Source organism: Cloacibacterium sp. Arc13, assembly GCF_041431305.1.
In the GTDB taxonomy this organism is placed as follows: domain Bacteria; phylum Bacteroidota; class Bacteroidia; order Flavobacteriales; family Weeksellaceae; genus Cloacibacterium; species Cloacibacterium caeni_B.
In genome coordinates, this window is the sequence record NZ_JASMRM010000019.1 from 25,486 (window position 1) to 52,468 (window position 26,983).

At 33.3% G+C, this 26,983-nt stretch carries 25 protein-coding genes; 12 read left to right on the forward strand and 13 right to left on the reverse strand.

What is annotated here, in order from left to right:
- Positions 1-89: 89 nt before the first annotated feature.
- The 7 genes from QO190_RS12075 to polA form a co-directional block, all read right to left on the reverse strand.
- Positions 90-1,574 carry a lipopolysaccharide biosynthesis protein gene (locus tag QO190_RS12075; RefSeq protein WP_371463223.1) on the reverse strand — a complete coding sequence of 495 codons (1,485 nt, stop codon included), beginning with the start codon at positions 1,572-1,574 and terminating at the stop codon, positions 90-92.
- A gap of 97 nt (positions 1,575-1,671) precedes the next feature.
- Complete coding sequence (locus QO190_RS12080; protein WP_371463225.1) at positions 1,672-2,466, reverse strand: FkbM family methyltransferase; 795 nt, start codon at positions 2,464-2,466, stop codon at positions 1,672-1,674.
- A 7-nt stretch (positions 2,467-2,473) separates the two neighbouring features.
- The gene (locus QO190_RS12085; RefSeq protein WP_371463227.1) at positions 2,474-3,547 is read right to left on the reverse strand and encodes a hypothetical protein; all 1,074 of its coding nucleotides are present in this window, start codon (positions 3,545-3,547) and stop codon (positions 2,474-2,476) included.
- Positions 3,548-3,623: 76 nt separating this feature from the next.
- On the reverse strand, positions 3,624-5,297 hold the full coding sequence (locus QO190_RS12090; RefSeq protein WP_371463228.1) for an amidohydrolase: 1,674 nt from the start codon (positions 5,295-5,297) through the stop codon (positions 3,624-3,626).
- A 3-nt stretch (positions 5,298-5,300) separates the two neighbouring features.
- Positions 5,301-6,212: a glycosyltransferase family 2 protein gene (locus tag QO190_RS12095; protein WP_371463229.1), complete on the reverse strand. Its 912-nt coding sequence runs from the start codon at positions 6,210-6,212 to the stop codon at positions 5,301-5,303.
- 3 nt (positions 6,213-6,215) lie between these two features.
- Positions 6,216-6,485, reverse strand: coding sequence for a YciI family protein (locus QO190_RS12100; RefSeq protein WP_371463231.1), 270 nt, complete (start codon positions 6,483-6,485; stop codon positions 6,216-6,218).
- Positions 6,486-7,050: 565 nt separating this feature from the next.
- Positions 7,051-9,894: a DNA polymerase I gene (gene polA / locus QO190_RS12105; RefSeq protein ID WP_371463233.1), complete on the reverse strand. Its 2,844-nt coding sequence runs from the start codon at positions 9,892-9,894 to the stop codon at positions 7,051-7,053.
- Positions 9,895-10,008: 114 nt separating this feature from the next.
- Between polA and QO190_RS12110 the strand changes: the two genes are divergently transcribed.
- On the forward strand, positions 10,009-10,788 hold the full coding sequence (locus QO190_RS12110) for a HipA family kinase (protein WP_371463235.1): 780 nt from the start codon (positions 10,009-10,011) through the stop codon (positions 10,786-10,788).
- On the forward strand, positions 10,775-11,158 hold the full coding sequence (locus QO190_RS12115) for a DUF3037 domain-containing protein (RefSeq protein ID WP_371463236.1): 384 nt from the start codon (positions 10,775-10,777) through the stop codon (positions 11,156-11,158). The genes QO190_RS12110 and QO190_RS12115 overlap by 14 nt, the downstream gene beginning before the upstream one ends.
- A gap of 100 nt (positions 11,159-11,258) precedes the next feature.
- On the opposite strand, the gene QO190_RS12120 is transcribed toward QO190_RS12115, so the two are convergent.
- Complete coding sequence (locus tag QO190_RS12120; RefSeq protein ID WP_371463237.1) at positions 11,259-13,586, reverse strand: ATP-dependent helicase; 2,328 nt, start codon at positions 13,584-13,586, stop codon at positions 11,259-11,261.
- A 221-nt stretch (positions 13,587-13,807) separates the two neighbouring features.
- Between QO190_RS12120 and QO190_RS12125 the strand changes: the two genes are divergently transcribed.
- The 3 genes from QO190_RS12125 (at position 13,808) to secG (ending at position 15,273) form a co-directional block, all read left to right on the forward strand.
- Entirely contained in the window at positions 13,808-14,233 is a 426-nt protein-coding gene (locus QO190_RS12125) for a hypothetical protein (RefSeq protein ID WP_371463736.1), read from the forward strand.
- A 151-nt stretch (positions 14,234-14,384) separates the two neighbouring features.
- Positions 14,385-14,867, forward strand: coding sequence for a hypothetical protein (locus QO190_RS12130; RefSeq protein ID WP_371463738.1), 483 nt, complete (start codon positions 14,385-14,387; stop codon positions 14,865-14,867).
- 67 nt (positions 14,868-14,934) lie between these two features.
- The gene (gene secG / locus QO190_RS12135) at positions 14,935-15,273 is read left to right on the forward strand and encodes a preprotein translocase subunit SecG (RefSeq protein ID WP_069799356.1); all 339 of its coding nucleotides are present in this window, start codon (positions 14,935-14,937) and stop codon (positions 15,271-15,273) included.
- A gap of 51 nt (positions 15,274-15,324) precedes the next feature.
- Here secG and QO190_RS12140 read toward each other — a convergent pair whose 3' ends face one another.
- From QO190_RS12140 to recR, 3 genes are read right to left on the reverse strand one after another with little or no spacing between them, the layout of a single operon-like run.
- Complete coding sequence (locus QO190_RS12140) at positions 15,325-16,164, reverse strand: glycosyltransferase family 2 protein (RefSeq protein WP_371463740.1); 840 nt, start codon at positions 16,162-16,164, stop codon at positions 15,325-15,327.
- Positions 16,164-16,949 (reverse strand): glycosyltransferase family 2 protein, encoded by a 786-nt coding sequence (locus tag QO190_RS12145; protein ID WP_371463742.1) that lies wholly within the window; start codon positions 16,947-16,949, stop codon positions 16,164-16,166. Before QO190_RS12145 ends, QO190_RS12140 begins: the two co-directional genes overlap by 1 nt.
- Before the next feature lie 21 nt (positions 16,950-16,970).
- Positions 16,971-17,582, reverse strand: coding sequence for a recombination mediator RecR (recR, locus tag QO190_RS12150; protein WP_104792366.1), 612 nt, complete (start codon positions 17,580-17,582; stop codon positions 16,971-16,973).
- A gap of 76 nt (positions 17,583-17,658) precedes the next feature.
- Between recR and QO190_RS12155 the strand changes: the two genes are divergently transcribed.
- The 6 genes from QO190_RS12155 (at position 17,659) to QO190_RS12180 (ending at position 24,390) form a co-directional block, all read left to right on the forward strand.
- Entirely contained in the window at positions 17,659-18,213 is a 555-nt protein-coding gene (locus QO190_RS12155) for a hypothetical protein (protein ID WP_371463744.1), read from the forward strand.
- An 88-nt stretch (positions 18,214-18,301) separates the two neighbouring features.
- Positions 18,302-18,685 (forward strand): hypothetical protein, encoded by a 384-nt coding sequence (locus QO190_RS12160; protein WP_371463746.1) that lies wholly within the window; start codon positions 18,302-18,304, stop codon positions 18,683-18,685.
- A 77-nt stretch (positions 18,686-18,762) separates the two neighbouring features.
- On the forward strand, positions 18,763-20,205 hold the full coding sequence (locus QO190_RS12165) for an aminoacyl-histidine dipeptidase (RefSeq protein WP_371463747.1): 1,443 nt from the start codon (positions 18,763-18,765) through the stop codon (positions 20,203-20,205).
- A 234-nt stretch (positions 20,206-20,439) separates the two neighbouring features.
- Complete coding sequence (locus QO190_RS12170) at positions 20,440-20,916, forward strand: T9SS type A sorting domain-containing protein (protein WP_371463749.1); 477 nt, start codon at positions 20,440-20,442, stop codon at positions 20,914-20,916.
- 4 nt (positions 20,917-20,920) lie between these two features.
- Positions 20,921-21,772: a hypothetical protein gene (locus QO190_RS12175; protein WP_371463751.1), complete on the forward strand. Its 852-nt coding sequence runs from the start codon at positions 20,921-20,923 to the stop codon at positions 21,770-21,772.
- Between the two features lie 116 nt (positions 21,773-21,888).
- Entirely contained in the window at positions 21,889-24,390 is a 2,502-nt protein-coding gene (locus QO190_RS12180; RefSeq protein WP_371463753.1) for a M14 family zinc carboxypeptidase, read from the forward strand.
- Between the two features lie 72 nt (positions 24,391-24,462).
- Here QO190_RS12180 and QO190_RS12185 read toward each other — a convergent pair whose 3' ends face one another.
- Complete coding sequence (locus QO190_RS12185) at positions 24,463-24,795, reverse strand: 2Fe-2S iron-sulfur cluster-binding protein (RefSeq protein ID WP_213196457.1); 333 nt, start codon at positions 24,793-24,795, stop codon at positions 24,463-24,465.
- A gap of 59 nt (positions 24,796-24,854) precedes the next feature.
- Positions 24,855-25,907 (reverse strand): NAD(P)/FAD-dependent oxidoreductase, encoded by a 1,053-nt coding sequence (locus tag QO190_RS12190; protein ID WP_371463755.1) that lies wholly within the window; start codon positions 25,905-25,907, stop codon positions 24,855-24,857.
- Between the two features lie 185 nt (positions 25,908-26,092).
- Here QO190_RS12190 and QO190_RS12195 point away from each other — a divergent pair, with 185 nt between their 5' ends.
- Positions 26,093-26,857, forward strand: a complete 765-nt coding sequence (locus tag QO190_RS12195; protein ID WP_371463757.1) for a DUF3108 domain-containing protein — start codon at positions 26,093-26,095, stop codon at positions 26,855-26,857.
- Positions 26,858-26,983: the final 126 nt, after the last annotated feature.

A 26,983-nucleotide genomic window follows, 5' to 3' on the forward strand; every position in this document is an offset into this window, starting at 1 on the left:
AACGAATAGCCCGACTTTTTCTTGCTTTGGCAAAAGTAGAGGCAGAAAAAGATTGCCTTGAATATTTACGATTTTAGATTTGGGATTCTTTAAAACTTAAAAAGTGACTTTAGAAAATCTTTAGTTAAAAATTTATCTAAAGGATAAATTCTCATAAAGTGATTACCTACAAAGAAAATAATCAAAACCAAAGCTGGTTTGTATACCAAATTCAAAAAACTATTTGAAAAATTAGGTAAAACAATCGCTACAGAAATGGCTAAAGTTGCTAAAATTACACTGTACAACATTTCTATCGTAAAAGGAGAAACCTTGAATTGATAGTAGTTGAATGCAATTTTGGTTAAGTTAAATATCGTCAATGAAACGGCGTAAGAAATAGAAATTCCCAGAATTCCTAAACTGGTTTTATTGATGAAATAAAAGTTGAGACTCGTGGTAAGAACCGCCAAAAACAACATCACATAAATATTAAATCGATAATATTTTGACATGGAAATAATGTGACTGTTAAAACCTGTTGCCAATTCAAACAACAGTGCAAAACCAATTACCCAAACCAACGGTTGCGCTTCCAGTAATAATTTTCCAGATTTTGGCATAAAATCCGTGAGATAAGGGTAACCAACTGCAATACAAGAAAATAACACCAAACCTAGAAAAAATAAACTCAGTGAGGTTTTTTTATAATAAACATCGAGTTCTTTAATGGTGTTGTCTGCAAAATGCTTACTAATAATTGGCGCAGAAATATTATACAATCCCATCGAAGGAATACTGATGAGTTGTACCACCGAAAAAACCGTGCTGTAAATTCCGTTTTCTTCGAATGAAAGCTTTTCACCAATCATATAATTGGAAATATTCAGTGCTAAGAAACTCCCTAAATTTCCTAAAAATCCATAGAAACTATAATTCAAGATTTCTTTCCAAAGTTTGTCTTTTTTAACAAAATCTGTACTGAAATCTGGCTCTATTTTTTCTAATTTATTGGTATACAAAACATAACCAATCAATCCGAGCACAAAAACGCCTAAGAAAAATGCATATGAGATTTTTTCAGAAGTTCCTAAGAAAAAGAACAGACAAAACGCTCCAAGATTGGCTAATTTTGGGAAAATATTTTCAAAAATATTCGGAACAACGATTCTTTTGAAATTAGAAATATATCGGTTAAAAACTGCGGAAAGCGACATCACCAAAACCATTGGCAAAATCAATCGCTTCATATCCCACAATTCAGAATCTTCCTGAAATGAGGAAAAAATATAGAAAAATGCGAAAAATCCGAGTAAAAAAATCAAGAAATTAATCCCAACTCCAATTAAAGAAAGGCTAAAAAGATTTTGATGCTTCCCTTCTTCTTTGGCTTTCCCGAAAAAGTAAACATTAGAATAACTCAACCCGAAAACCACAAAAGGAACCAACATTAAGGTAGCCGATAAAACGAAACGCAGTTTCCCGTAGAAAACCATATCAAACGGAAATATGAAAATAGCAGAAACAGTTCCCAGTAAAAAACCAAGGTATCCTATGATAGAATATTTAAAACTTTGTCTGGCTACTACGCTCATTCTTTTTTAAGTTGTTGATTTGTTGATTTGTAAAGTCGTGAAACTGTAAAATAACTGAGTCGGAAAAACATCTTAACCATTTTACAACTTTACGATTTTACGACTTTACAATAAATATAATATTGTTAATGTAATTTTCGTAATCTTTTACAAAGATAGCATTTTGAGATTTGATAAACTCTTCTGTCAGTTTTTTCAATTCAAAAGTATTTCTTTCTAAATAATGCGCTTCGAAACCCCAATTTTCCACTTCCGAAATCAAGTTCCAAACAGGTTCTTGGTGATGACGCTGTTCCATTTCCACCATTACCGTTGGTTTAAATTTCAAAATTGTTTCCTTCGCTCCGAAAAGTGTTTTCATCTCGTTTCCTTCTACATCTATTTTGATGAAATCTACTTTTTCTAATTTTTGAATTGGGTTAAAATCATCTAGTTTTACCACTTTTACCTTTTGAATAATGGTTTTTTCTTCGTTTTCTTCTCTGAAATCCGTCTGCAAAGTTCCTCTGGAATTCACTTTTTCACCTTTCAAAACTGGAATTTTAAATTCTGCCACCGTATTTTCGTCTGACAAAGCCACCGAAAACAATTTAACCTTCGGAAATAGCCTTTTCAATCTTCTGTTCAAAGATTTATTCGGTTCAAAAGCATAAATATTTTGAGGAAAAAGATGATATTCTAATTGATAAATAAAATGTCCCACATTTGCGCCAACATCTATAAAAACTGCATCTTTAGGAAGAAATTCGGTCAACCAAAGCAATTCCGGTTCTACTTTTCTGGAAATAATATTTTCGCGAGAAAGTTGATTCTGTTTCTTAAAAAACCTCTGTTTATACAACTGAGGAATGATATATTGTGACGCTTCTGTGAGAAGTTGATAGAATTTCATGAATGAATTATAAGAGTGCAAAAATAGTTTTTTCTAGCTCTTGTAAGACTTTTTCTTTGCTAAATTCTGAAAAATCTACATCTTTTTTGATAAATAGAAAATCTCCTAAACTTCCTTTTTCTGGAATAATAAACGAATAATTCGAAGGATAATTTTCTGGAAAAATCGCCGATTTTCCGAATTTAACAGCATCGCCAATGTTTCCGCTCATTTTGGTTATTCCATAGAGTTCTTTTTGACTAAAAAACTCTGTTTCCTGCTGAATTGGGCACCACAAAACATCTGCTTTTTGCATATAATCATCAAAAACATCTTGTGGAACCTTTTCTTTGAAATATTTTATGGAAATATTTTCTGGTTTTGATTGTTCAAAATTTTGAAGCATTTCTAACTCTTTTCCTTGCGCTTTTCCAAGGAATATAATTTCTAAAGGAAAATGGAATATTTTAATTGATTTCAAAACCCTTTCGTAATCTCTTCTTTTCTGCGAAACTGCTCCTGGAATAACTATTGTGAATATTGGATTATTTGGTTTTTCAGAAAATTTGGTGTAAAAAATCGGTAAGAATTTATATTTGTCAGACTGAGCATAAACTAAAGGTTTACGAACGAAGTTCTCGAAGCCTCGGTCTAAAACCAAAAGATTTTTTGCTTTTTGATAGACTTTTGATTTCCTCAACAAACCTTCTTTCAACAATAATTTCAAACGATATTGAAAATCTTCTTTGAAAATAGAACTCAACAAATCAAAGTTTGAAGCTTTCACAAAATTCAAATTATGACAAATAATCGAAGTGTTGAATTTTTCTGCAATTTTCTCAAAAACATTGAAATAGCGATGGACTGTTCCGATGATAATGAGTTCATAGTTGTCGGTTGATAGTTGTTGGATAAGATTTTCTGGAGTTGCTTTTTTGATATTTTCAGGTAATTTGTCATTCTGAGCGAAGCCTAAGAATCTCAAAATTTTTTCGCTGAAATAATAATCCACAGAAAATGCTTTGGAATCATTCATTAATTCCATAAAATTCAGCGCAATTTCAGCGTGAGTATCGATTTCTATGTAAGCGATTTTTTTCAAATTCTATCTATCTTTATTTAAAATTTTTTCAGAATTTTGGACAAGTCTCGACTTGTCCCTACAAAATAAATATCTTTTATTTTTTTGTGTCATTAATTATTTCAACTAAACCAAATCTCTTTCTCTCATTTTCTTGATGAACTTTTTTACCATCAACAAAGGTTTGCAAAACTTGTGTTTTTAAAATATCTCTTTCGTTAACTGTCATTAAATTCTGACTTAAAATAATAAAATCTGCATTTTTTCCTACTTCTAAACTTCCTCTTTCTTTCTCTTGAAAAACCGATTTTGCTGCCCAAATCGTCATTCCACGCAATGTTTGTTCTCTGGTTAAAGCATTCTCTTTTTGGAAACCATTTTCAGGATAATTCTGTGCATCTTTTCTGGCAACTGAAGCCAAAAACGTTTTAAACGGATTGATGTCTTCCACAGGAAAATCAGTTCCCAATGCAACCCAACCGTTTTGTTTCAACAAATCTTGATAAGCATACGCTGTTTTAATGCGTTCACTTCCCAATCTTTCTTCCGCCCAATACATGTCTGAAGTAGCATGAGTTGGCTGAACAGACGGAACAATATTATATTTTCCAAAATATTGAAAATCATTTGGATTTACAATTTGCGCGTGTTCTATTCTCCATCTTTTATCATTTTTACCTTTTAGAACATCACCATAAATTTTCAGAATTTCTCGGTTGGCAGAATCACCAATCGCGTGAGTACACATCTGTAAATCACTCTTAACCAATTTTTTAGCTAAATTTTCAAAATGTGATTTTTCGCTCAATAGAAAACCTCTCCATTTCGGTTTATCGTGATAATCGCTTAACAAACATGCTCCTCTACTTCCCAAAGCTCCGTCTGCATAAACTTTAAAACCGCCAACTGTGATTTTTCCGTTCGTATAGCGACCTTTTTTAGTCCATTTTTCATAATAATCAGGATTGTCACTTAAAAGCGCAAAAACATTCATTTTTAACACTTTTTGCTTCTGAGATTTTTCTAAAAGCGACAAAGTATGCTCAGAAATTCCGCAATCATGAAGCGAAGTTAAACCGAAAGCAATGCATTCTTTTTGCAACTCCCCGAAATATTTGATGGCCAAATCATCTTCAATCTCTGGAATCACTTTTTCTACCAAATCCATGGCATTATCAACTAAAATTCCGGTTAATTTTCCGTTTTTCTGTTCAATATCTCCTCCTAAAACTTTAGTTTCGGTTGTAATTTTAGCCAAATCCAAGGCTTTTTGATTGGCGATTGCAGCGTGACCATCCACTCTTTTTAAATAAACCGGACGATTAGGAAACAATTCATCTAATTTTTCTTTGGTCGGATATTCTTTTACTGCCCAATCATTCTGATCCCAACCTCTTCCGTACAACCAAAATTTAGGAGCTGTTTCGCTGTATTTTTTGATTTTTTCTACAATTTCTTCCCAAGATTTAGTGCCAACCAAATCACTTTTCCAACGATCTGTTGCATAACCTGTAAAATGGCAATGCGCATCTATAAAACCCGGATAAATTGGCTTTTGTTGAGCATCAATTTTTTGAGTAGCAGTATAATTTTTTAGAATTTCTTTTCCTCCAATAGCTACAATTTTTCCTTTGGAAATCGCCATGACTTCTGCAACATCAAAATTTTGATTTACCGTATAAATTTTTGCATTGTAAACAATTAAATCTGCTTTTTTTTGTGCGGAAAACAATCCGAAGAATAGTAAAAAGAGTATTTGTAGATTTTTCATATTTTATGATTTCATAATTTTTTTAAACATTTCACTCCAACGCAAATTTCTGATAAATGCAATTTCTTCATTGGTTAAAATCCTTTCATTTTTTTGATTTAAAAAAGATTTCATGGTGATAAAAAACTCAGAAATCGATTTATTTTTCAAAGAAGATTTTGCCGAAGAAATAGCAGCTAATGGAAAATTAAGCCCAATATTATAGAAATATTCTCCCAATTTCTGGGCTTTTTGAGATTTGTATTTATAGGCAGTTGGGCGAAGATGTTTCACCCAAAGTTCTTGAAGTGTTACCGTTTCAAATCCGTGCATTTTACACAGCATCACATCTATATTATCCCAACCGAGTACCGCTCTCAAGCCGTTCATTTTCTGGAAAAGTTCTTTGCGATAGGATTTTATCGGGCCTCGAACGTGATTTTTGGAAGACAGGTTTTCGAAAGTCCATTCATTTTGGTGGGTAAAATCGTAAAGTTGTGAAGTTGTAAAGTCTTTTTTGTCAGGCTGAGCGGAGTCGAAGCCTTTTTTAATATAAACCAAACCAGAAACCATACCTGCTTTTGGATTTTTTTCGTAAACTTCGTTTACTTTTTCTAAATAATTTTCAGGGAAAATAATATCTGCATCAAACTTACAAACCACATCAAAATTTTCTAAATTTTCAGTTTCTAAACCTTTATTGAAGGTTCTCACGACTTTTGCACCGGGTTCGTGCTTTGATAATTTTAGATTATAGATTCTAAATTTTAAATTATTTTCTAAAAATTTTTCTACAATTTCTTGAGTTTTATCGGTAGAACCATCGTTTACAATGACGCATTTAAAATCCTGAAACGTCTGATTTTTCAGAGATTCTAAACACGGAAGTATGTTTTTTTCTTCGTTGTGAGCGGGAATTATAATGAGAAACTTCATGGATTACATTAATTCGTCATGCCATTCTTTGATGATTACTTTCGATACCAAACCTGTGGTTACAAAAGGGTCGCCTTTTACAAATTCTTCGGCAGATTCTCTGTCGGTGAAAATTGCCATCGCTCCTTCTCCCGGAATTGCAAACGGACCAATTCCTAGAATTTTCCCAGCTTTTACAAAGATTTCTTCATTGGCTTGATGCGCAGGAAAAACTTCCATCATTTTCTCCATAGTCGTATCTGGAGAGGTTTCGTAAAGAACTACTGTTTTCATATTTTTTTTTGATTAGTAATTAGTATTTTGGTATTTGGTATTTGGTATTTGGTATTTTTTAAATTTTGGCTAAAGCGAATTGATTTTTTTTATTTTGAAAACGGGCTAAAGCCCGTTCCTATTGAAACCAATACTTGTTATTGGAATAAATTCCAAACCTCAAATTTCTGTCGTTCCTACGGAACTTCCTTTCAAATTCTACATTTTTTTCTACAAACCTTTTGCTTCTACGAAGCAAAAACATATTTTAAACTCTAATGTTTGGAATAAATTCAAAACCTCAAATTATCTGTCGTTCCTACGGAACTTCCTTTCAAAATCTACATTTTTTTCTACAAACCTTTTGCTTCTAATAAGCAAAAACATATTTTAAACTCTAATGTTTGGAGTAAATTTCAAATCTTAAAAATCTATCATTCCTACCGAATTTCTTTTCAAAATCTAAATTTTTTCTACAAGCCTTTTGCTTCTAATAAGCAATTTTTAAAAATAAATTTTGATTTTTTTAGAAAAGCAAACTCTCCAACTCTACCACTCTCTAACTCTACCATTCTCCCACTCAAAATCAATGCGCTTCTAACCAATTTTCACCCACGCCAACTTCCACCAATAAAGGAACTTCGGTTTTGTAGGCGTTTTCCATATTTTCTTTAATCAGTTTTTTGGCGGTTTCTACTTCGTTTTCTGGTGCTTCAAAAACCAATTCGTCATGCACTTGCAAGAGCATTTTGGTTTTCAGATGTTCCTGTTCTAGAACTTCCTGAATTTTAATCATCGCCAATTTGATAATATCTGCAGCAGAACCTTGAATCGGTGCGTTTACCGCATTTCTTTCGGCGTGACCTTTTACCACAAAATTATTAGAATTGATGTCTTGCAAATGACGTTTTCTGCCCAAAATTGTTTCTACATATCCTAATTTTCTGGCTTTCGCAACTTGTTCTGCCATAAATTCTTTCAATTTCGGATACGTTTCGTAGTAAGAATCGATGAGTTGTTTTGCTTCCGTTCGTGAAAGTCCAGTTTGCTCTGCCAAAGCAAACGCACCTTGACCATAAATAATTCCAAAATTCACGGTTTTGGCCTGTGAACGCTGCGTTTTCGTCACTTCTTCGATTGGGATTTTAAATAATTTTGCCGCAGTAGAAGCGTGAATATCTTCGCCATTTTGGAAAGCTTTAATCATATTTTCTTCGCCAGAAATTTCTGCAATCAAGCGCAATTCTATCTGAGAATAATCGGCAGAAATAAGTTTGTTTCCTTCATCTGCCACGAAAGCTCCACGAATTTGTTGACCACGCAAAGTTCTAATCGGAATGTTCTGTAAATTCGGGTTTAGAGAAGCCAATCTTCCTGTAGCAGCTGTAGTTTGCGAAAAGTTGGTATGTACTCTTTTCGTGTCTTTGTCAATCTGATTCGGCAATGCGTCTACATACGTTGATTTCAATTTTTGGTAGGTTCTGTATTCTAAAATGTATTGTATAATCTCATGTTTAGAAGCCAATTTCTGCAAAATATCTTCCGAAGTAGCGTATTGACCAGTTTTGGTTTTTTTCGCTTTTGGGTCTAGTTTTAACTTTTCGAATAAAATTTCGCCGAGTTGTTTCGGAGAATTCATGTTAAATTCTTCTCCACAGAGCTCAAAAATTTTGGTTTCAAGGTTTTTCAGGTCGTTTTCTAAGTCCTTGCTTTCTTGAATCAACCAATTTTCGTCTAAAGAAATTCCCGCAAATTCCATTTTGGCTAAAACACGCATTAATGGCATTTCGATGTGGTAAAACAAATCTTCTACTCCTTCTTTTTTCAGTTGAGGCGCAAAAATTTCGTATAATTGAAACGTTACATCTGCATCTTCCGCAGCGTAACTCGTTTGTTCTTCTAGCGAAACATCACGCAAAGTTCCTTGGTTCTTGCCTTTTTTGCCAATTAAACTTTCAATAGAAACAGGCTTATAATTGAGGTAAATCTCTGAAAGATAATCCATTCCGTGTCTTCCGTCTGGATTCAGAAGATAATGAGCAATCATGGTGTCAAAAATCGCTCCTTCTACTTCCACACCGTAATGTTTCAGAACTTTATAATCGAATTTAAGATTGTGAGCAATTTTTAAAATCTCTTTTTTCTCAAAAAACGGACGGAAAATTTCTAACGTTTTCTTCGCTTCTTCTTGGTTTTCAGAAATCGGAATGTAATAAGCCAGTCCTTTTCTGTAACAAAAACTCATCCCGATGAGTTCGGTTTCCATCTCATTAAGAGAAGTGGTTTCTGTATCAAAACAAACTACTTTTTGCGCCAAAAGATTTTTGACTAAAATTTTCTGAGCTTTTTCGGTATCGATATATTGATACATTTTATCCGTAGTTTCGATATTGAGCGTAGTAGAAGTTGATTGTTCTAAAGCTTCGAAATCTGCGAAAAGGTCTAATTGTAGAGCATTCTGCTTTCCGCTTTCCGCTTTCTGCGAGACTGGTTTTGAATCACTTTCATTCGCTGATTGCTGATTGCTGATTGCTGGTTGCTCATTATGAAACGCTCTGTACAGATTTTCATACAACCTTCTGAATTCTATTTCGTCAAAAATCTCACGAACTTTTTCGAAATCTGGAATATCTAAATCGTATTGCTCTTGGTGAAATTCAACGGGAACATCACAAATAATCGTTGCCAATTTTTTTGACAAAATCCCTCTTTCTGCAGAGTTTTCAACTTTTTCTTTGAGTTTTCCTTTTAGCTGGTCGGTGTTTGCCAAAAGATTTTCTATGCTGCCAAATTCTTTCAAAAATTTCATAGCAGTCTTTTCGCCCACTCCTTCTAATCCTGGAATATTATCCACGGCATCTCCCATCATCGCCAAGAAATCTATCACCTGTTTCGGGTCTTCAATTTCGTATTTGGCTTTAACTTCTTCCACGCCTAAAATTTCTACATCGCCACCTTTTAAACCCGGTTTGTAGATTTTAATTTTGTCGGTAACCAACTGCGCAAAATCCTTATCTGGCGTTACCATAAACGTGGTGTACCCTTCTTTTTCGGCTTTATTGGCAATGGTTCCTATCACGTCATCTGCTTCATAACCTTCTACTCCCAAAATTGGAATATGCATGGCTTCTAAAATTCTGTGAATATAGGGAACTGCATTTTTAATCGCTTCTGGAGTGTCACTTCTATTGGCTTTGTATTCTGTAAAATCTGCGGTTCTCACATTTTCTTTTCCTACATCAAAAACCACAGCCAAATGTGTAGGTTTTTCTCTTCTAATCAACTCAATTAATGAATTGGTAAATCCAAAAATAGCAGACGTATCAAAACCTTTAGATGTTAATCTAGGATTTCTAATCAGGGCGTAATAACCGCGGAAAATCATCGCATAAGCATCGATGAGAAAAAGTCTTTTGTCAGAATTTGTCATAAAACAAAGGTAATAAAAAGAGCCAAGTAAAAAGAACCAAGTAAAAAGTTTTTTGGGCTGAAAGTTGGAAGGATTTTCATCCGATTTTTATAAATAAATCGTATTTTTGACTCAATGAAAGATTTGAATTTAAGGAACGTTACGGTAATGCGTTACATTCTTCCGCTGCGCGAAGGCGGAAGTTTACCTGCATTAGCAGAAGCGGATGATGATTTTAAATACGTTTTGAAATTCCGAGGCGCTGGTCACGGTGTTAAAATGCTGATCTCTGAACTTTTGGGCGGAAAAATCGCTGAAATTCTAGGTTTGAAAATTCCAGAATTGGTTTTTGCAAATCTGGATGTAGATTTCGGGAGAACCGAAGCCGATGAAGAAATTCAGGATTTATTGAAATTTTCAGAAGGTTTAAACTTAGGTTTGCATTATCTTTCTGGAGCTATTGTATACGATCCAAGCATGAAAATCGATGCACTTTTAGCTTCAAAAATTGTTTGGCTCGATGCGTTTATTACCAATATTGATCGTACTTTCAAGAATACCAATTTGCTTTGGTGGCACAAAGAACTTTGGGTGATTGATAATGGAGCTTCTTTTTACTTCCATCATTCATGGCAAAATTTTGATGCAGCTGCGAAAACGCCTTTCAAATATGTAAAAGACCACGTTTTGCTTCCACAGGCCATTCAATTAGACGAAGCAGATGCATTTGCAAAATCGGTTTTAAATGATGACGTTTTCAGAACGATTGTGAATTTAATTCCTGAAGATTGGTTGCAATGGAATGACGCCGATGAATCGCCAGAAGAAATACGAGAAATTTATTTTAATTTCTTGAAAACCAGATTAGAACATTCAGAAATCTTTTTAAACGAAGCCAAAAATGCAAGAGGATAAAATTTACGAATACGCAGTCATAAGACTTGTTCCGAAAGTTGAAAGAGAAGAATTTTTCAACATAGGATTGGTAATGTTTTCTAAGAAAGAGAAATACATAAGAGTAGAATTTTATCTCTGTAAAGACAAATTCCAACTGATGCACAGCAAATTAGACTACGATGAAGTTTTTAAAAATCTGGAAAACTTCCAAAAAGTTGCCAAAGGCGAAAAAGAAGGCGGACCAATAGCTTTGCTAGATATTCCTGAACGTTTTCGTTGGCTCACTGCAGTAAGAAGTGCCGTAATTCAAACCTCGAGACCTCATCCTGGGAAATCTAAAGATTTGGACAAAACTTTTGACAGACTTTTTGAAGAATTGGTGAAATAAAGTTTATAAATTTCACGCAAAGACTCAAAGATTTTTCGCAAAGAACAATTAGAAATTCTGATTAAAAATAAAAAACGTGCAAATATGCACGTTTTTGCGTTTATAGTTTCGTCAATTTTGCAAATTTCAGGATTAGATTTTTTTCTCCTTCAGTTACAAATTTCACTTTAGCTTTAATATTTTCTGGGTCGGTTCCATCAAGGAAAACTACTTCACCAACTCCAAATCTATCATGACGAACTCTGTCTCCTACTTCAATATCTTGAGAAGAATTTCCGCTCGGATTGATGATTTTTGCTGAAGCAACCGGTTTTAATTTTTTAGGTAAAGGCAAAGATTCAGGTTCAGAAGAAGAAAGTTTCTTCTTTTCAATTTTTTTGAAAGTTCTCGGCTCAAAAGAATTATCACCAAAAATATCTGAACTTAATCCCGATTTATTTACAAATCTGCTTTCTACGGCTGGATTTAAGAATTCTATATATTCTTCGTCAACCTCGCTTAAAAATCTGGAAGGTTCTGCATCTGTAATTTTTCCCCATTGAAATCTGGAAACGGCATAAGAAAAGAACACCTGTTTTTCGGCTCTGGTTAAAGCTACGTAGAACAATCTTCGCTCTTCTTCCAACTCTTCACGCGTGGAAGAACTCATAAAACTTGGGAACAAATTTTCTTCTAAACCTACTAAATGAACTACTGGAAACTCCAATCCTTTTGACAAGTGAATCGTCATCAAAGAAACTTGGTCTTCGTTTTCAGATTTCTTGTCTTGGTCGGTAGAAAGTGCGATATTTTCTAGGAAATTAGATAAACTTGGGTCTCCGTCTTCTAACTGTTGTTGCTCCTCTATGAAACCTTGCATAGAGTTCATGAGTTCCTGCACGTTTTCTACTCTAGAAATTCCTTCAGGAGTTTGGTCGTCTTTCAAAAACTTGATTAAACCACTTCTTTGGGCAACTTCCATTGCAACAGTGTACACATTTTCGGTTTTTAGCATCACTTGGAAGGCTTTAATCATGCTCCAAAAATCTGCCAACTTAGAAATCACGCCATTGTTAAAACCTAAATGTGGTGCATAAATTCCTAAATTATCTAAAACGTTTGCCAAACTCACATTCTGTGAATCTGCAAAAACTATCAATTTATTCTGAGTGGTTTCTCCAATTCCACGAGTGGGATAATTGATGACTCTAAGCAAAGCTTCGCTGTCATTTTCATTGACCAAAAGTCTTAAATACGCCACCAAATCTTTAATTTCTTTTCTTTGGTAAAAACTTAAACCGCCATAAACTCTGTACGGAATATTTTTACGTCTCAGTGCATCTTCGAAAGCTCTGGTCTGGGAATTAGTTCTGTAAAGAATCGCAAAATCTGTAAATTTTCTTTGGTACGCGTTGTGCTGTTCCCAAATATTATTCGCCACAAAATTGGCTTCATCTGCATCTGAAAGTGCTCTGAAAACCTTTATTTTATCGCCCACTTCATTATCACTGAATACATTTTTCTTGAACTGTTCTTTGTTTCTGGCAATGACCACATTCGCAGCGTTCACGATATTCTGCGTAGAACGGTAATTCTGCTCCAGAGAAACGGTTTTGGCGTCTGGATAATCTTTCTTGAAGTTCAAAATATTATAAATATTTGCACCACGGAAAGAGTAAATGGACTGTGCATCATCTCCTACCACACAAATATTTTCGAATTTTGACGAAAGTGCTTTTACAATCAAATATTGAGAATGGTTAGTATCCTGATACTCATCTACCAGAATATATCTGAAACGGTCTTGATATTTCGCCAGAACCTCTGGAAATCTGGTCAATAACTCGTTGGTTCTCAAGAGTAAATCATCAAAATCCATCGCGCCGTTTCTGAAACACTGCTCTACATATTTCTCGTAGATTTTGCCAATGTATTTCATGTTGGCACGTTCGTCTGCTTCGATTAATTCTGGATTATTCTGATAGGCACGAACCGTGATAAGATTGTTCTTATAGCTAGAAATTCTAGCTTGAACTTTTTTAGGTTTGTATAATTCTTGGTCAATATTGAGGTCTTTCAAGACTTTTTTGAGAACATTGAGAGAATCTTGTGTATCATAAATAGTAAAATTAGAAGGAAAACCAAGAAAATGCGCTTCACTTCTCAAAATTCTAGCAAAAACAGAGTGGAAAGTTCCCATCCAAAGAGATTTGGCATTTCCTTCTCCTACTACTTTTGCAATACGGAGTTTCATTTCTTTTGCGGCTTTGTTGGTAAATGTAAGCGCCAAAATATTAAAAGGATCAATTCCGTTGGTAATTAAATGTGCAATTCTCATCGTAAGAACTCTCGTTTTACCAGAACCAGCTCCTGCCAAAACCATCAATGGTCCGTGCAAAGTGGTAACTGCTTCATACTGAGGTTCGTTTAATCCTTTCAAATAATCCATATTTTACTGCAAATTTTTCTGCTGCGAATTTATGAAAATTTGTTGGGAGTTGGAAGATGGAGTTTGGAAGATGGGAGTTGGAAATTATTTTAATAGAATGAGGAATTGATTAAAGTAATGGTCATGGAATAGAAATCCGAGACATGTGGATTTTAAGAATAACTTGTAAATATAAATAACTTACGTATATTTGGGTGTTACTGCAATTTTACCAAAACAAAGTGGAAAACTTAAATAAAAATAAAGAAGTCAAAATTGGAATTTCAAAATTTTCAATTGGTTTTGATTTTATTATTGTCATCATAATATTCGGAATTGCATTCTATTCATACTTTGGAAAAAATAATATTAAAATTTCAATTTTTCTGGTTATAATTGGCACACTAAACTTAATATATTATCTTCGAAAACTTTCTGACACTGAAACAAAGATATTGATTAACTCAAGAGGAATAAACCTTGAAAGCAAATTCATTAGTTGGGATGAAGTTAAGGATATTAATATGGAAAGGTTGAGTTCTGGAAAAACATACAGCGAATATTTGAATATTGTAACTAAAAAAAACAAATTGTTTGATATTGACATTACAGAATTAAATATTACTGGAAACAAACTACTAAAAACTATTGAATTTTATCGAAAATAAAAAACTACAGATAAAATAGATTTTGTAAAATTCGGAGTTAAACAATTAACACTACTCCCAATAGAATTTCTAAATTTTAAATCTAAATTTTACTTAGATTTACCACTAAAAGTTATCCAATTAATATTAACGTCTTGATTTAAATAAAAATATGAAAAAAATATATTTAGTCATTCTAACGCTCGCTTTGGTTTCTTGTCAGAAAAAAAATGAAACTCCTGAAACCCTTTCTCCTGAATTAGCTTCTTATGAGCAAAAAAGTGCTTCTGATTCATCAAATGTGACAAATGCACAGAATTCTGCGCCTATCATAATGAACAACTCTGCGCCTGTTGCTCCACAAAGTAATACAGTTTCAGTCAATCAACCACAACCAACTGCACCGGGAATGAATCCTCCACACGGACAACCGAATCACAGATGTGACATCCCAGTTGGCGCTCCACTAAATTCTAAAAAAGCAGAACCTACAACTGTAAAAACCACTGATATTCAAACCACTACCACTGCTCCTATTGCTGCACCAGAAAACAACGCTGGTTCTACAACTGTAGCAGATGGAATGAATCCTGCACACGGACAGCCTGGTCACAGATGTGATATTCCAGTTGGCGCACCTTTACCAACAAATTAATTTATAATATTTTACAAATTTTATAAAAATAATCACTACATTTGCAACTCAAAAATTTTAATATAAGATGAGTACTATATTTAGTCTTTTCATGGTGTTAATCATCATAGCTTGTGTTTTATTAGTTATTATTGTAATGGCACAAAACCCAAAAGGTGGAGGTTTATCTGCTACGTTTGGCGGTTCTTCTGCACAATTCGGCGTACAGAGAACGAATGATTTTATGGAAAAAGCAACTTGGGTATTAGCGATTATCATTGTTTCATTGATTTTCTTAAGCGTAGTGCTTACTGCAAAGCCAAGCGTACAAATTAAAGACGTAAATGCACCAGAGAAAAAAGAAGCTAAAGCTCCTGCTCAATCAGCTCCACAAGCTCCGGTTCAAAAACCAACTGCTACGAAATAATTTATTATTTACGATATTTAAAAAGCGATTCAGAAATTCTGAATCGCTTTTTTATTTGAGTTGAAGTTTTGCAATAAAGTGTCGAACTTTCAGTCCAAATTTTAAAAACTGATATTGCAACGGTGATTGTTTCTTGTAATATTTCTCAATAAAAATCTGCATGGCTCCGTAAAAGTTAGAAAGGTATTTTTCATCTTTTACCGTGCTTTCGCCTTTGATGTGCAAAATAGAATGTTTGCCGTAATACCAATTCTTATAACCTTTTTTCAGCAAGGTGTAACACAAATCTATATCTTCTCCGTACATAAAATACGATTCATCTAAACCGCCAATTTCCAAATACAATTCTCTTTTCATCAATAAAAAAGCACCTGTAATCACTTCAACGGGGGCAATTTCTGTTTCTGCAATATCGTTTCGGTAATAATTTTTCTTGGAAGACTGATTCGACTGAAATGGTGAAAATAATTTTTCAAAAGAATTAAACACATCAGGAACAGAACGCTTGCATTCTGGTAAAAAAGTGCCCTGCAAATCGTGAAATCTCACACCAAGACATCCTAAATTCTCTTGAGCATCTGCAAAATCCAAAATTTCTTTCATGTAATTACCTTCCAGTTCTGTATCTGGATTGAGCAATAAAATATATTCGCCTTTTGCAGTTTTTACAGCTTTATTATTGGCTTTAGCAAAACCTTCATTGGATGAATTCTCTATAAAATTAACTGTAGGAAACTCCATTATTAAATCTTTCCATGAAGAATCAGGTGATTGATTATCAATCACAATTACCTCATAATCAATATCATACACATGTTTTTCAATAGATAAAAGACAACTCCTTAACCATTGCGTTACGTTGTAATTTAATATGATAATGGAAAGTTTCATTATATTCTCGCTCTTATAATTCTGATGATGTATTTTAACTTGAAAAACAAATAAAAAAAGAAATATTCTATTGTCGAAATTCTTTTTTGATGAAGCATTTCTTTAAGATTTTTTTGAAAACCTTTTTCCATTGCTGGAAGATTTCCCGAAAGTCCAGATTCACCGAAAGATTTCTTTCCTGAACCCGTAATCACCAACGTTTCTCCTAAAACGAACATTTTATTTTTTTCAGAAATTCTAAGCCAATAATTCGCATCTTCTGCAAACCTTTGATTTTCATCAAAATAGCCTGTATTTCCTAATACTTTTCTTCTGAAAATTGCGGTAGAAGTTTGACCAATATACCTAATAAGAAATTTTCTTAACGTAATTTCTGTAAGGTTTTGATTGTTATATCGATAAGGAAATCCTATAAATTCATTATTTCTGAACGAAGCTAGAAAATCTATTTCAGGGTTTTTTGCTATAACCTTCATCATTACTTTGGTTTTATGAGACAACCAAACATCATCCGAATCTAAAAATGCAATCCACTCTCCTTTTGCCAATTTCAAACCTACATTTCTAGCCCAAGAAACGCCTTTGTTTTCCTGATGAATTAATTGAATTTTTAACTGAGGATTTTCATCTATGAATTGTTGAACTTTTTCAGCGCTTTTATCGGTAGAACCGTCATTGATTACCAAAATTTCAAAATCAAAATCCCCTTCTTGATTTTTCACCGAATCTAGTGCAGCTAGAATGGTATTTTCGGCGTTGTAAAGAGGAATAATTACAGAAATCATGCAGTGAAATTTTTATAAAAATTACATTTTTTCGTTGTAAGGCAAACGGTTCACAATACTTCTTCCCAAAGAGATTTCATCTGCATATTCCAATTCATCACCTACCGAAATTCCACGAGCAATGGTAGAAAAAGTCACCGGAAATCCTTTGAATTTTTTGTATAAATAATACGCTGTGGTATCTCCTTCCATGGTTGCAGAAAGCGCAAAAATTAATTCTTTTACTTTTCCTTCATTCAGTTTTCTTTCAATAGAAGAAATATTCAATTGATGCGGCCCAATTCCTTCCATCGGAGAAATTTTACCACCCAAAACCAAATATTTACCATTAAATTTAGCTGTATTTTCTATCGCCATTACATCTCTTACATCTTCTACGATGCACAAAACCTCATCATTTCTCTTATGATTACTGCAAATTTCGCAAATATCTTCATCTGAAAAATTATGACACTCCTGACAATATTTAATGTCCGTTACCAATTTTTGGATGGCTTTACCTAGTGCCATTCCTTGAGATTCTGGAACGCGAAGCAAATGCAAAGCAAGTCTCAATGCAGATTTTTTACCAATACCAGGCAAACTAGAAATTTCTTCTACGGCTTTTTCTAAAACTTTACTGGGAAAATTCATTATACAAATGTACTTTTTAATTTGAAAATCTGAAAATTTGAAAATTTAAAATTATCTTTATCAAAAATAAATTTCTATGCAAAATCTTCAGTATCCGCTATTTTTAAAATTTAAAATTTCTACATTGGCGAGTGATTTCAATATTTCTGACAAAAACGGCAATTCTTTGGCTTATGTTCGTCAAAAATTATTCAAACTCAAAGAAGATGTAGTTGTTTACAATAACGAAAGCAGAACGCAGGAAAATTTCAGAATAAGAGCCAATCAATGGATAGATTTTAACGCAAGTTATGCGATAACAGACCACACTGGAAAGAATTTAGGAAAAATAGCCAGAAAAGGAATGCGCTCTATTTGGAAGGCTACTTATTTTGTAATGGATGCCTTTGACAACCAAAAATATAAAGTTCAGGAAGAAAATGCTTGGGTAAAAATTATAGACGGATTCTTTACCGAAATTCCAATTTTGGGAATTTTTACAGGTTATTTTTTCAATCCTACTTATATCGTTCATGATAATAACGGGAAAGAAATTTACCGTTTGAGGAAAATGCCTTCATTTTTTGGTAGAAAATTTCAGTTAGACCAACTTAATGACATTGCAGATGAAGATGAAACTTTAGTGGTTTAAGCCTAATGATGATGGTTTTATTAGAAAGAGCAAAAGGTTAACATCAAATCAAAAAATATTTATTATCTTTGATAAAATCCAAAAAATTATGAAAAAGCTAATATTACTTTCCGCAATACTTTTTTCTGTACTTTCTTTTGCGCAACAAAATTCTTCTAACAATGTAAAAAGAGATAGCGATAATTATCAAAGCTATTTTACCATGAATGATGCTTCGTTTAAAAACAATGAAGCAGATTTAGAAATTAGCAAATATTATTTTGACATCAGAAAATACATTAAATCAAAGAAAGCAGAACTTTCTTCAGAAGATTATCAAACGCTGATGAAGCAAAACGAAAAAGACTTTACCACCATTAATAAAGCGGTTTATGGAATGACTGCTCGATTATTTTTAGAAAAATACGGCGAAGAATTAGAACAATACAAGAAAAAAATTTACGAACAAGTAGATTTACTTGCTAAAAAATAAAAGAAAAGCCTGCATTTTGCAGGTTTTTTTATGTTTACATTTTCACGATTCATTATCTTTGTAAGAAATCATTTTATATGTCAATTACCCATTTAGAACCTCAAAATATTTGGAAAAACTTTGCGGCGCTTAATGCCGTTCCACGTCCTTCTAAAAAGGAAGAAAGAGTTATCGCTTTTATTAAAAATTTTGGCGAAAATCTTGGTTTACCCACTTCTGTAGACGAAGTTGGAAACGTCATCATCAAAAAACCAGCAACCGCAGGAATGGAAAACCGTCAAACCGTGGTTTTACAATCTCACCTAGACATGGTTTGTCAGAAAAACAATGATGTAGATTTCGATTTTGACACGCAAGGAATCGAAATGTATGTAGACGGAGATTGGGTAAAAGCAAAAGGAACCACTTTAGGTGCTGACAATGGACTTGGCGTTGCAGCCATTATGAGTATTTTAGAAAGTTCAGACATTGCTCATCCTGCGATAGAAGCGCTTTTTACCATAGATGAAGAAACAGGAATGACAGGTGCGCTTGGTTTAAAACCTGGTCAATTAACAGGCGAAATTTTATTAAATCTAGATACAGAAGAAGATGACGAAATAGATATAGGTTGTGCTGGTGGAATCGATGTAACGGCTTCTGCCAACTATACTCTGACTTCTACTTCATCAAATTTCGTGAAAATTGAAATCAAAGGTTTACAAGGTGGCCACTCTGGAATGGATATTCATAAAGGTTTTGGCAACTCTAATGTAATCTTGGGAAGATTGCTTTATGCAGGCATTTCAAACGAAATTCAATTGATTTCTATTGACGGAGGAGGATTGAGAAACGCTATTCCTAGAGAAGCTCACGCTTTGGTTGCTGTAAACAATGCTTCTGAATATTTACAAAAATTAGAAACCCTTAAATCTGATATTTTAGAAGAATTTGCTTCGGTTGAAAAAGATTTAGAAATTAATTTCGCTACCGATGAAAATACAAAGAACGGACTTTCTGTAGAAGATTCTAAAAAAATTATTTTAGCTTTAAAATCTGCTCACAATGGTGTATACAGAATGTCTCCAGACGTTGCAGATTTAGTAGAAGCATCTAATAATATCGCAAGAGTAGAACTGAAAAATGGTGGTTTAAAAATCTTAAACCTTACTCGTTCTTCTGTAGAATCTACCAAAATGGCTGTTGCCGAACAACTGAAATCTGTTTTTGAACTGGCAGGAATGCAAGTTGACTTTTCGGGTTCATATCCAGGTTGGAAACCAAAACCAGGTGCAGAAATCATTAAAATTATGACAGAAATTTATGAAAAGGACTTCGGAGCAAAACCTCACGTTGCTGCTTGTCATGCTGGTTTAGAATGCGGAATTATTGGCGCGAATTATCCAAAAATGGAAATGGTAAGTTTCGGGCCTACAATTAGAGGAGCGCATTCTCCAGACGAAAGAGCGAATATTCCATCTGCTCAAAAATTCTGGAAATATTTACAAGAAATCTTAAAGAATATTCCTGTGAAGAATTAAGAATTGTCTTTTAACTTTAAAAAAAATCCAAAACATTTAGTTTTGGATTTTTTTTATATATTTGAATAATAATAATCATGAAACAATCCTTTATAGAAAAATATTAAATAAAAATCTATTTTTCAATTGAAATTTCTCTGAAAAACAAAAATACATTAGCATAAGTCTAATAGTATTTTATTCTTTGTCAAATATATTTTACCAATTACAATTAAATTAATAACAATTATTAAAATGAAGAAAAAAAAGTACATTATTTTAGCTTTGGTCTTAAGCAATTTTTTTCTTATAAAAGCCCAATCGGCTATTGTCTCTTCTGGTTCTGACACTAGTTCTTCAGCAGGAATGGTAAGCTCTACTATTGGAGAAACGATTTACACTACTACAAGCTCGGGAAACGGAAGTATTTCTCAAGGCACCCAACAAGCTTATGAAGTGAGCACGTATTTAGGAGTTAACGAAACAGACATTAATCTTATTTTCAACGCATTTCCTAATCCGGTTACAGATTTTTTAACAATAAGTATAAATAAAGATTATAAAAATTTGAGTTTTGAACTTTTAGACTCTAATGGTCGTCTATTAGAATCTAATGAAATCACTTCAAAAGACTCCTCTATTAATATGGTGAAGCGCCTACCTTCTGTCTATTTATTGAATATAAAGAAAGGAAAACAAACCATTAAAACTTTCAAAATAATTAAAAAATAATACTATGAAAAAAAATCTATTTTCGCTATTTGCCTTTTTATTTGCAACTTTATTAATTGCGCAGACACCTAATCTAATTAGTTATCAAGCAGTGGTAAGAAATGCTTCTAACGCATTAGTGGTTAATCATTCAGTTGGCATAAAGTTCAGTATAATAAAAAATTCTATTAATGGAACTACAGTATACTCTGAAACTCAAAACTCAACCACTAACAACAACGGACTTTTTACTGCTAAAATAGGTAGCGGAAGTCTTGTAAGTGGCTCTCTAACAAATATTAATTGGGGAGACGATTTGTATTTCATAAAAACTGAAATAGACCCAACTGGTGGCAATTCTTATACCATTAATGGCACTTCTCAACTTCTAAGTGTTCCTTATGCTTTACATGCTAAAACCGTAGATGATAATTCTATAACCACAGCGAAAATTTCGGCAACAGGAACAGCTAATTCTAGCACCTATCTAAGAGGTGATGGAACTTGGGCTACATTGTCAACTCCCAATATCCCTTTTTCTGTTGTTGATGTAAATTCTACAACATTTAATTACACTGTACAAAATTCTAGTATTGGAGGCGTACTACTTTTAAATTATTCCGCTTTTACTTCTGAAACTGTTAATATAAACATTACTTTACCATCTCCAGCTGTTGTAGGAAATGGCGCAAGATTAAAAATATCATACACTCAATATAATAGTAATACAACAATTAATGTAAAAAGCAAAACGCCTTTTGGACTACTTTACACTGCTTCTGATGGCATAAAAGCCTCTAACACTTATGGAATAACTATTGGTGCAACGGAATTCATTTGCGATGGAACAAATTGGTATGAAGTACCTTCTCTTTAATATCACTTTTAAAACAAAATAATAAAAAATCCAAAACATTTAGTTTTGGATTTTTTATTAAAAACCTATTTCTAATAATGATATAATCGTTATTTTTGATAAAATTTAAATCAGACATGAAAAAACTCTTATTTCTTTTATGGATTAATATTTTTGCAATTGGTTTTGCACAGGTAAAAAGTCCAAATGAATTTATACCCACTTATGGAAAACAAATTACCCTTTATCATCAAGTAGAAGATTATTTCAATCATCTTACCACCCAAACTCCTTATGTAAAACACCAGAAATACGGTGAAACTTCAGAACATAGAAATCTTAATCTTTATTATATCTCAACTCCTGAAAATTTAGCCAACCTAGAAGAAATAAGACTTCAGAATTTAGCTTCTATTGGTATGGCTCCTAAAACCTCAACCAAAATCGGCGACAAGCTCATTGTTTGGCTAAGTTTTAATGTACATGGCAACGAATGGGCTGGAACCGAAAGCGCTCTTTCTGTAGCTTACGAATTAGCGAACCCAGAAAATAAAACAACTAAAGAATGGCTGAAAAACACGATTGTTATCTTAGACCCATGTCTTAACCCTGATGGATTTTCCAGATACGGAAACTGGCTAAGAGAAATTTCGGGTAAAAATACCAATCCTAATAAATTCGACAGAGAACATGCAGAAGAATGGCCTGGCGGAAGATACAATCATTATGTTTTTGATATGAACAGAGATTGGGCTTGGCAAACGCAAGCAGAAACTAAGCAGAGAATGGCAATTTATAACCAATGGATGCCACATGTACATTCGGATATTCATGAGCAAGGATATGATTCTCCTTATTTTTTTCCGCCTGCAGCAGAACCTCAACATGAATTTATTGAAGCCTATCAAAAAGATTTTCACAAATTATTAGGAAAAAATATTGCCGAAAAATTTGACAAAAAAAATTGGTTATATAACACCAGTGAAAGATTTGATCTTTTTTATCCTAGCTATGGAGACACTTATCCTATGTACAATGGAGCCGTAGGAATGACCATAGAACAAGGCGGAATTCGTGCCGGTAGAGAAGTTACGATGGAAAATGGTGTAAATCTTACCATCAAAGAAAGATTAACCCACCATAAAACTGCTGTTTTAGCAGTAGTAGAAACCTCAGCTTCGCAGATGGAACCATTAATAAAAGGATTTAGAAATTTCATGAATAATCCTAGAACGAAGATGAAAGGAAAATATGCTACATATGTGGTTAAACACAATCCTAAAAACGTTCAATTAGCAGAACTCCTCAAAATTAATAAAATAGAATATGCTTATGCAACTGAAAAAATGAGCACAAGCGGTTATAATTATTTCAGTAAAAAAGATGAAAGTTTTTCTGTAGAGCCCAATGATTTAATTGTAAAAGTAGATCAACCGAAAGCGGTTTTCACACAGATTTTATTTGAACCGACTAATAAAATGACGGACAGTCTTTCTTATGACATTACCGCTTGGAGCCTTCCTTTAGCTTACGGCGTGCAAGGTTATGCGGTAAAAAATGCTTTAAAAATAAAAACAAAAAATTCTATTGAAACTACTTCTAAAGAAATTCCGAAAAACGTTTACGCATTTTATGTACCTTGGAATAACAGAATTTCTGCAGAAATTGTAGGCGAACTTCACAAAAAAGACATTAAAGTAAGATATGCCATGAAACAGGCTATTTTTGGCGATACCACCATAGAACCTGGAGGAATTGTTATCACTAAAGGAGACAACCCAAAAATTACTGATTTTGAAAACCTTGTAGGAGAAATCGTAAAAAAGAAAAATGATTTCACTACTATTTCTACAGGTTTTTCTAAAAATGCTAAAGATTTAGGTGGAGAGAACTTCGCGTTGATGAAAGCTCCAAAAGTGCTTTTACTCTCTGGTGAAGGCGTTACTTCTACTGAATTTGGTGCTGCTTGGTATTATTTTGATGAAGTCTTGAATTATCCCGTAACAATTGTGGAGCAAAATAAACTCAAAAATGTAAAACTTTTTGAATTTAATACTTTGGTGTTGGCAGACGGAAAATATAATTTTTCTGATGCTGAAATGAAGAGATTAACAGAATGGATTAACAATGGCGGAAAAGTAATTGCAATTGATGGCGCACTGAATATCTTTGACGGAAAAGAAGGTTTCGCCTTAAATCCTTATGCTTCAGATGAAGAAAAACAAGCTGCGGAAAAATTAAAAAAGGAAAAGGAGTTGAAAGAACGTTTCTTAGATTCTGGAAGTGAAGAAAGAAGACTATTGGCCAATTCCATTCCTGGTGCAATCATTGAGAATAATTTAGACATTACCCATCCTTTATCTTTTGGATTAGGCAAAAAATATTACAGTTTAAAAACGGGAGACAAAATCTATTCTTTATTGAAAGGAAGCAACAATATAGTTTATGTACCTAAAAACTATAAAAGCTATGGTTATATTGGCCACAATTTCGGAAAAAAACTACCCGAAACGGTAAGTTATTCAGTAGAAAGCAAAGGCTCTGGTAAACTGGTTTACATGATAGACAATCCGCTTTTTAGAGCATTTTGGGAAAACGGAATTCTGTTATTTAGCAATGCTTTATTTTTAGTGAATTAATTCAATCTTGATAAAGAAAAAGGCTGTTTCGGAAATTGAAACAGCCTTTTTTTATTTTTTTCAGAAGAACATTTACTCGTAAGGAGCCAACTCTACTTCCAGACCTTCTAAATCTTCGGTGATGTGAATTTGACAACCTAATCTAGAATTTTCTTTTACATTGTATGCTTCAGAAAGCATTGCTTCTTCTTCATCAGATTTTTCAGGAAGCGGAGTGTCACTTTTTACATAACATTGACAAGATGCGCACATTGCCATTCCTCCACAAACACCAATCGTTCCTTCTTCTGCTAATTCATAGAGTTTCACGATTTCCATCAAGTTCATCGCCATATCTGTAGGTGCTGCCACTTCATGGGTAACTCCGTTTCTATCTGTAATTTTTATGTTTACGTCTAATGCCATTAATTCAAAATTTAAAATTCAAAATTCAAGTTTTTTACTTGAATCTTTTCACTTGGCTCTTAATCTATCTTCTTCACTACTGCTTTTTCGGCTTCTTTTCTGGTTCCGTCAAAACCATCTACTCCACTTACAGTCGTATATTTCAAGACATATTTTCTGCCAGGATTCATTCTATTGTAGACACTTTGACACATCAAAGTTGCTTCGTGGAAACCACATAAAATTAATTTTAATTTTCCTGGATAAGTATTCACGTCGCCAATTGCATAGACGCCTTCAATATTGGTTTGATAATCCAAAGCGTTATTCACCACAATCGCATTTTTCTCAATTTCTAATCCCCAATTCGCAATATCACCTAATTTAGGAGTTAATCCAAATAGTGGAATAAAATAATCGGTTGCTAAATCGTAAACTTCACCTTCTTTATCTACTGTAATAGCTTCTATATGACCATCACCTTTTAGACCAATTACTTCTGCAGGTGTAATTAAGTTAATCTTGCCCGCATTTTTAAGTTCTTGTACCTTTTCTACGGAGTCAAGAGCACCTCTAAACTCATTTCTACGGTGAATAAGTGTAACAGATTTTGCCACATTAGATAAGAAAATACTCCAATCCAGTGCAGAATCACCACCACCAGCAATTACAATATTTTTATCTCTGAAATGTTCAGGATTTTTCACAAAATATTCTACTCCTTTTTCTTCGTAGTCTGCAATATTGTCAATCAAAGGTTTTCTCGGCTCGAAAGTTCCTAAACCACCAGCAATTGCCACAGCTTTTGCACGGTGAATTGTACCTTTATTGGTAATCACTTCGAACGTCCCATCTTCTAATTTATTAAGAGTAGTTGCAGTTTCTGCCAAAGTAAATCCAGGCTCAAACTGTTTAATTTGTTCCATTAAATTATCTACCAATTCACCTGCTAACACTGATGGATAACCAGGAATATCAAAAATTGGTTTCTTAGGATAAAGTTCTGCCAATTGCCCGCCTGGTTGTGGCAATGCATCTATGATGTGACATTTAATTTTAAGTAAACCTGCCTCAAAAACAGCAAAAAGACCGGTTGGTCCGGCTCCGATAATCAATAAATCTGTATTTACCATTTATATATTTTTTATTGTAAATTTGAATTACGAATAAAAACTTTTCATTTTTTGCAAATATAGCAAATTTTGTGGTTTGGCCTATGTAACATTTATGACATTTGTCAATACTGATTATGCGTAAAATTGCCACTTTAAAATTTTGGCAAAGAATTTGCGAAGAAATAAATATTTAAAAATCGATTATGAAAAAAATATTCAATTTTATATTTTTATTAATTTCAATCACTGTTTTTTCACAAATTGACAATATTAAAAGTGGTGAAAAACTCTCTTATAGATTACATTATGGTTTCTTAAATGCAGGAACCGCTACATTGACCACCAACCAAATTACTTATAAAGGAAAACCTCATTACAGAGTGACAGGAGTTGGGAGAAGTACTGGTGCAGTAAGAGCTTTCTTCAAAGTGGATGATGTGTACGAAAGTTACATTAATATCGCTACTGGATTACCGAGTTATTATGTAAGAAACGTTTCGGAAGGTGGTTACAGAAGACATTATGAAACCGAATTTAACCATGATAATCAATCTCTTACCCTAACCAATAAATTAGACCAAACTTCTAAAAATTTTAAAACCATGAGAGGAATTCAAGATATGCTTTCTTCTTTTTACAACCTTAGAAGTATGGACAAATCTAAATTTAAAGTAGGAAGTAATATTAAAATGAACGTTTGGATTGATGATGAATCTTATCCATTTATGCTAAAAGTGGTGGCTGTAGAAAACAAAACTACCAAATTTGGAGATATTTCTTGTCTCAAAATCAAGCCATACGTGATGAGTGGGAGAATTTTTAAATCTCAAGAAGGCGTTACGATGTGGGTAACCAATGACGAAAACCACGTTCCCGTAGAAATTAGGGCAGAACTTTTAGTAGGTTCTCTCAAAGCAAGTTTAGACGGATATGCCAACGTAAAATATCCTTTGAATTTTTCTAAATAAAATTTCTTGAAATATAAAATCCGACAATTTTTGTCGGATTTTTTTGTACTTTGTCTTGTCCTGAAAAAAGTTGACTAAAAATTAGATAATATGTCAACAAAGAAGAAAATTTCAAAAATTCCAATT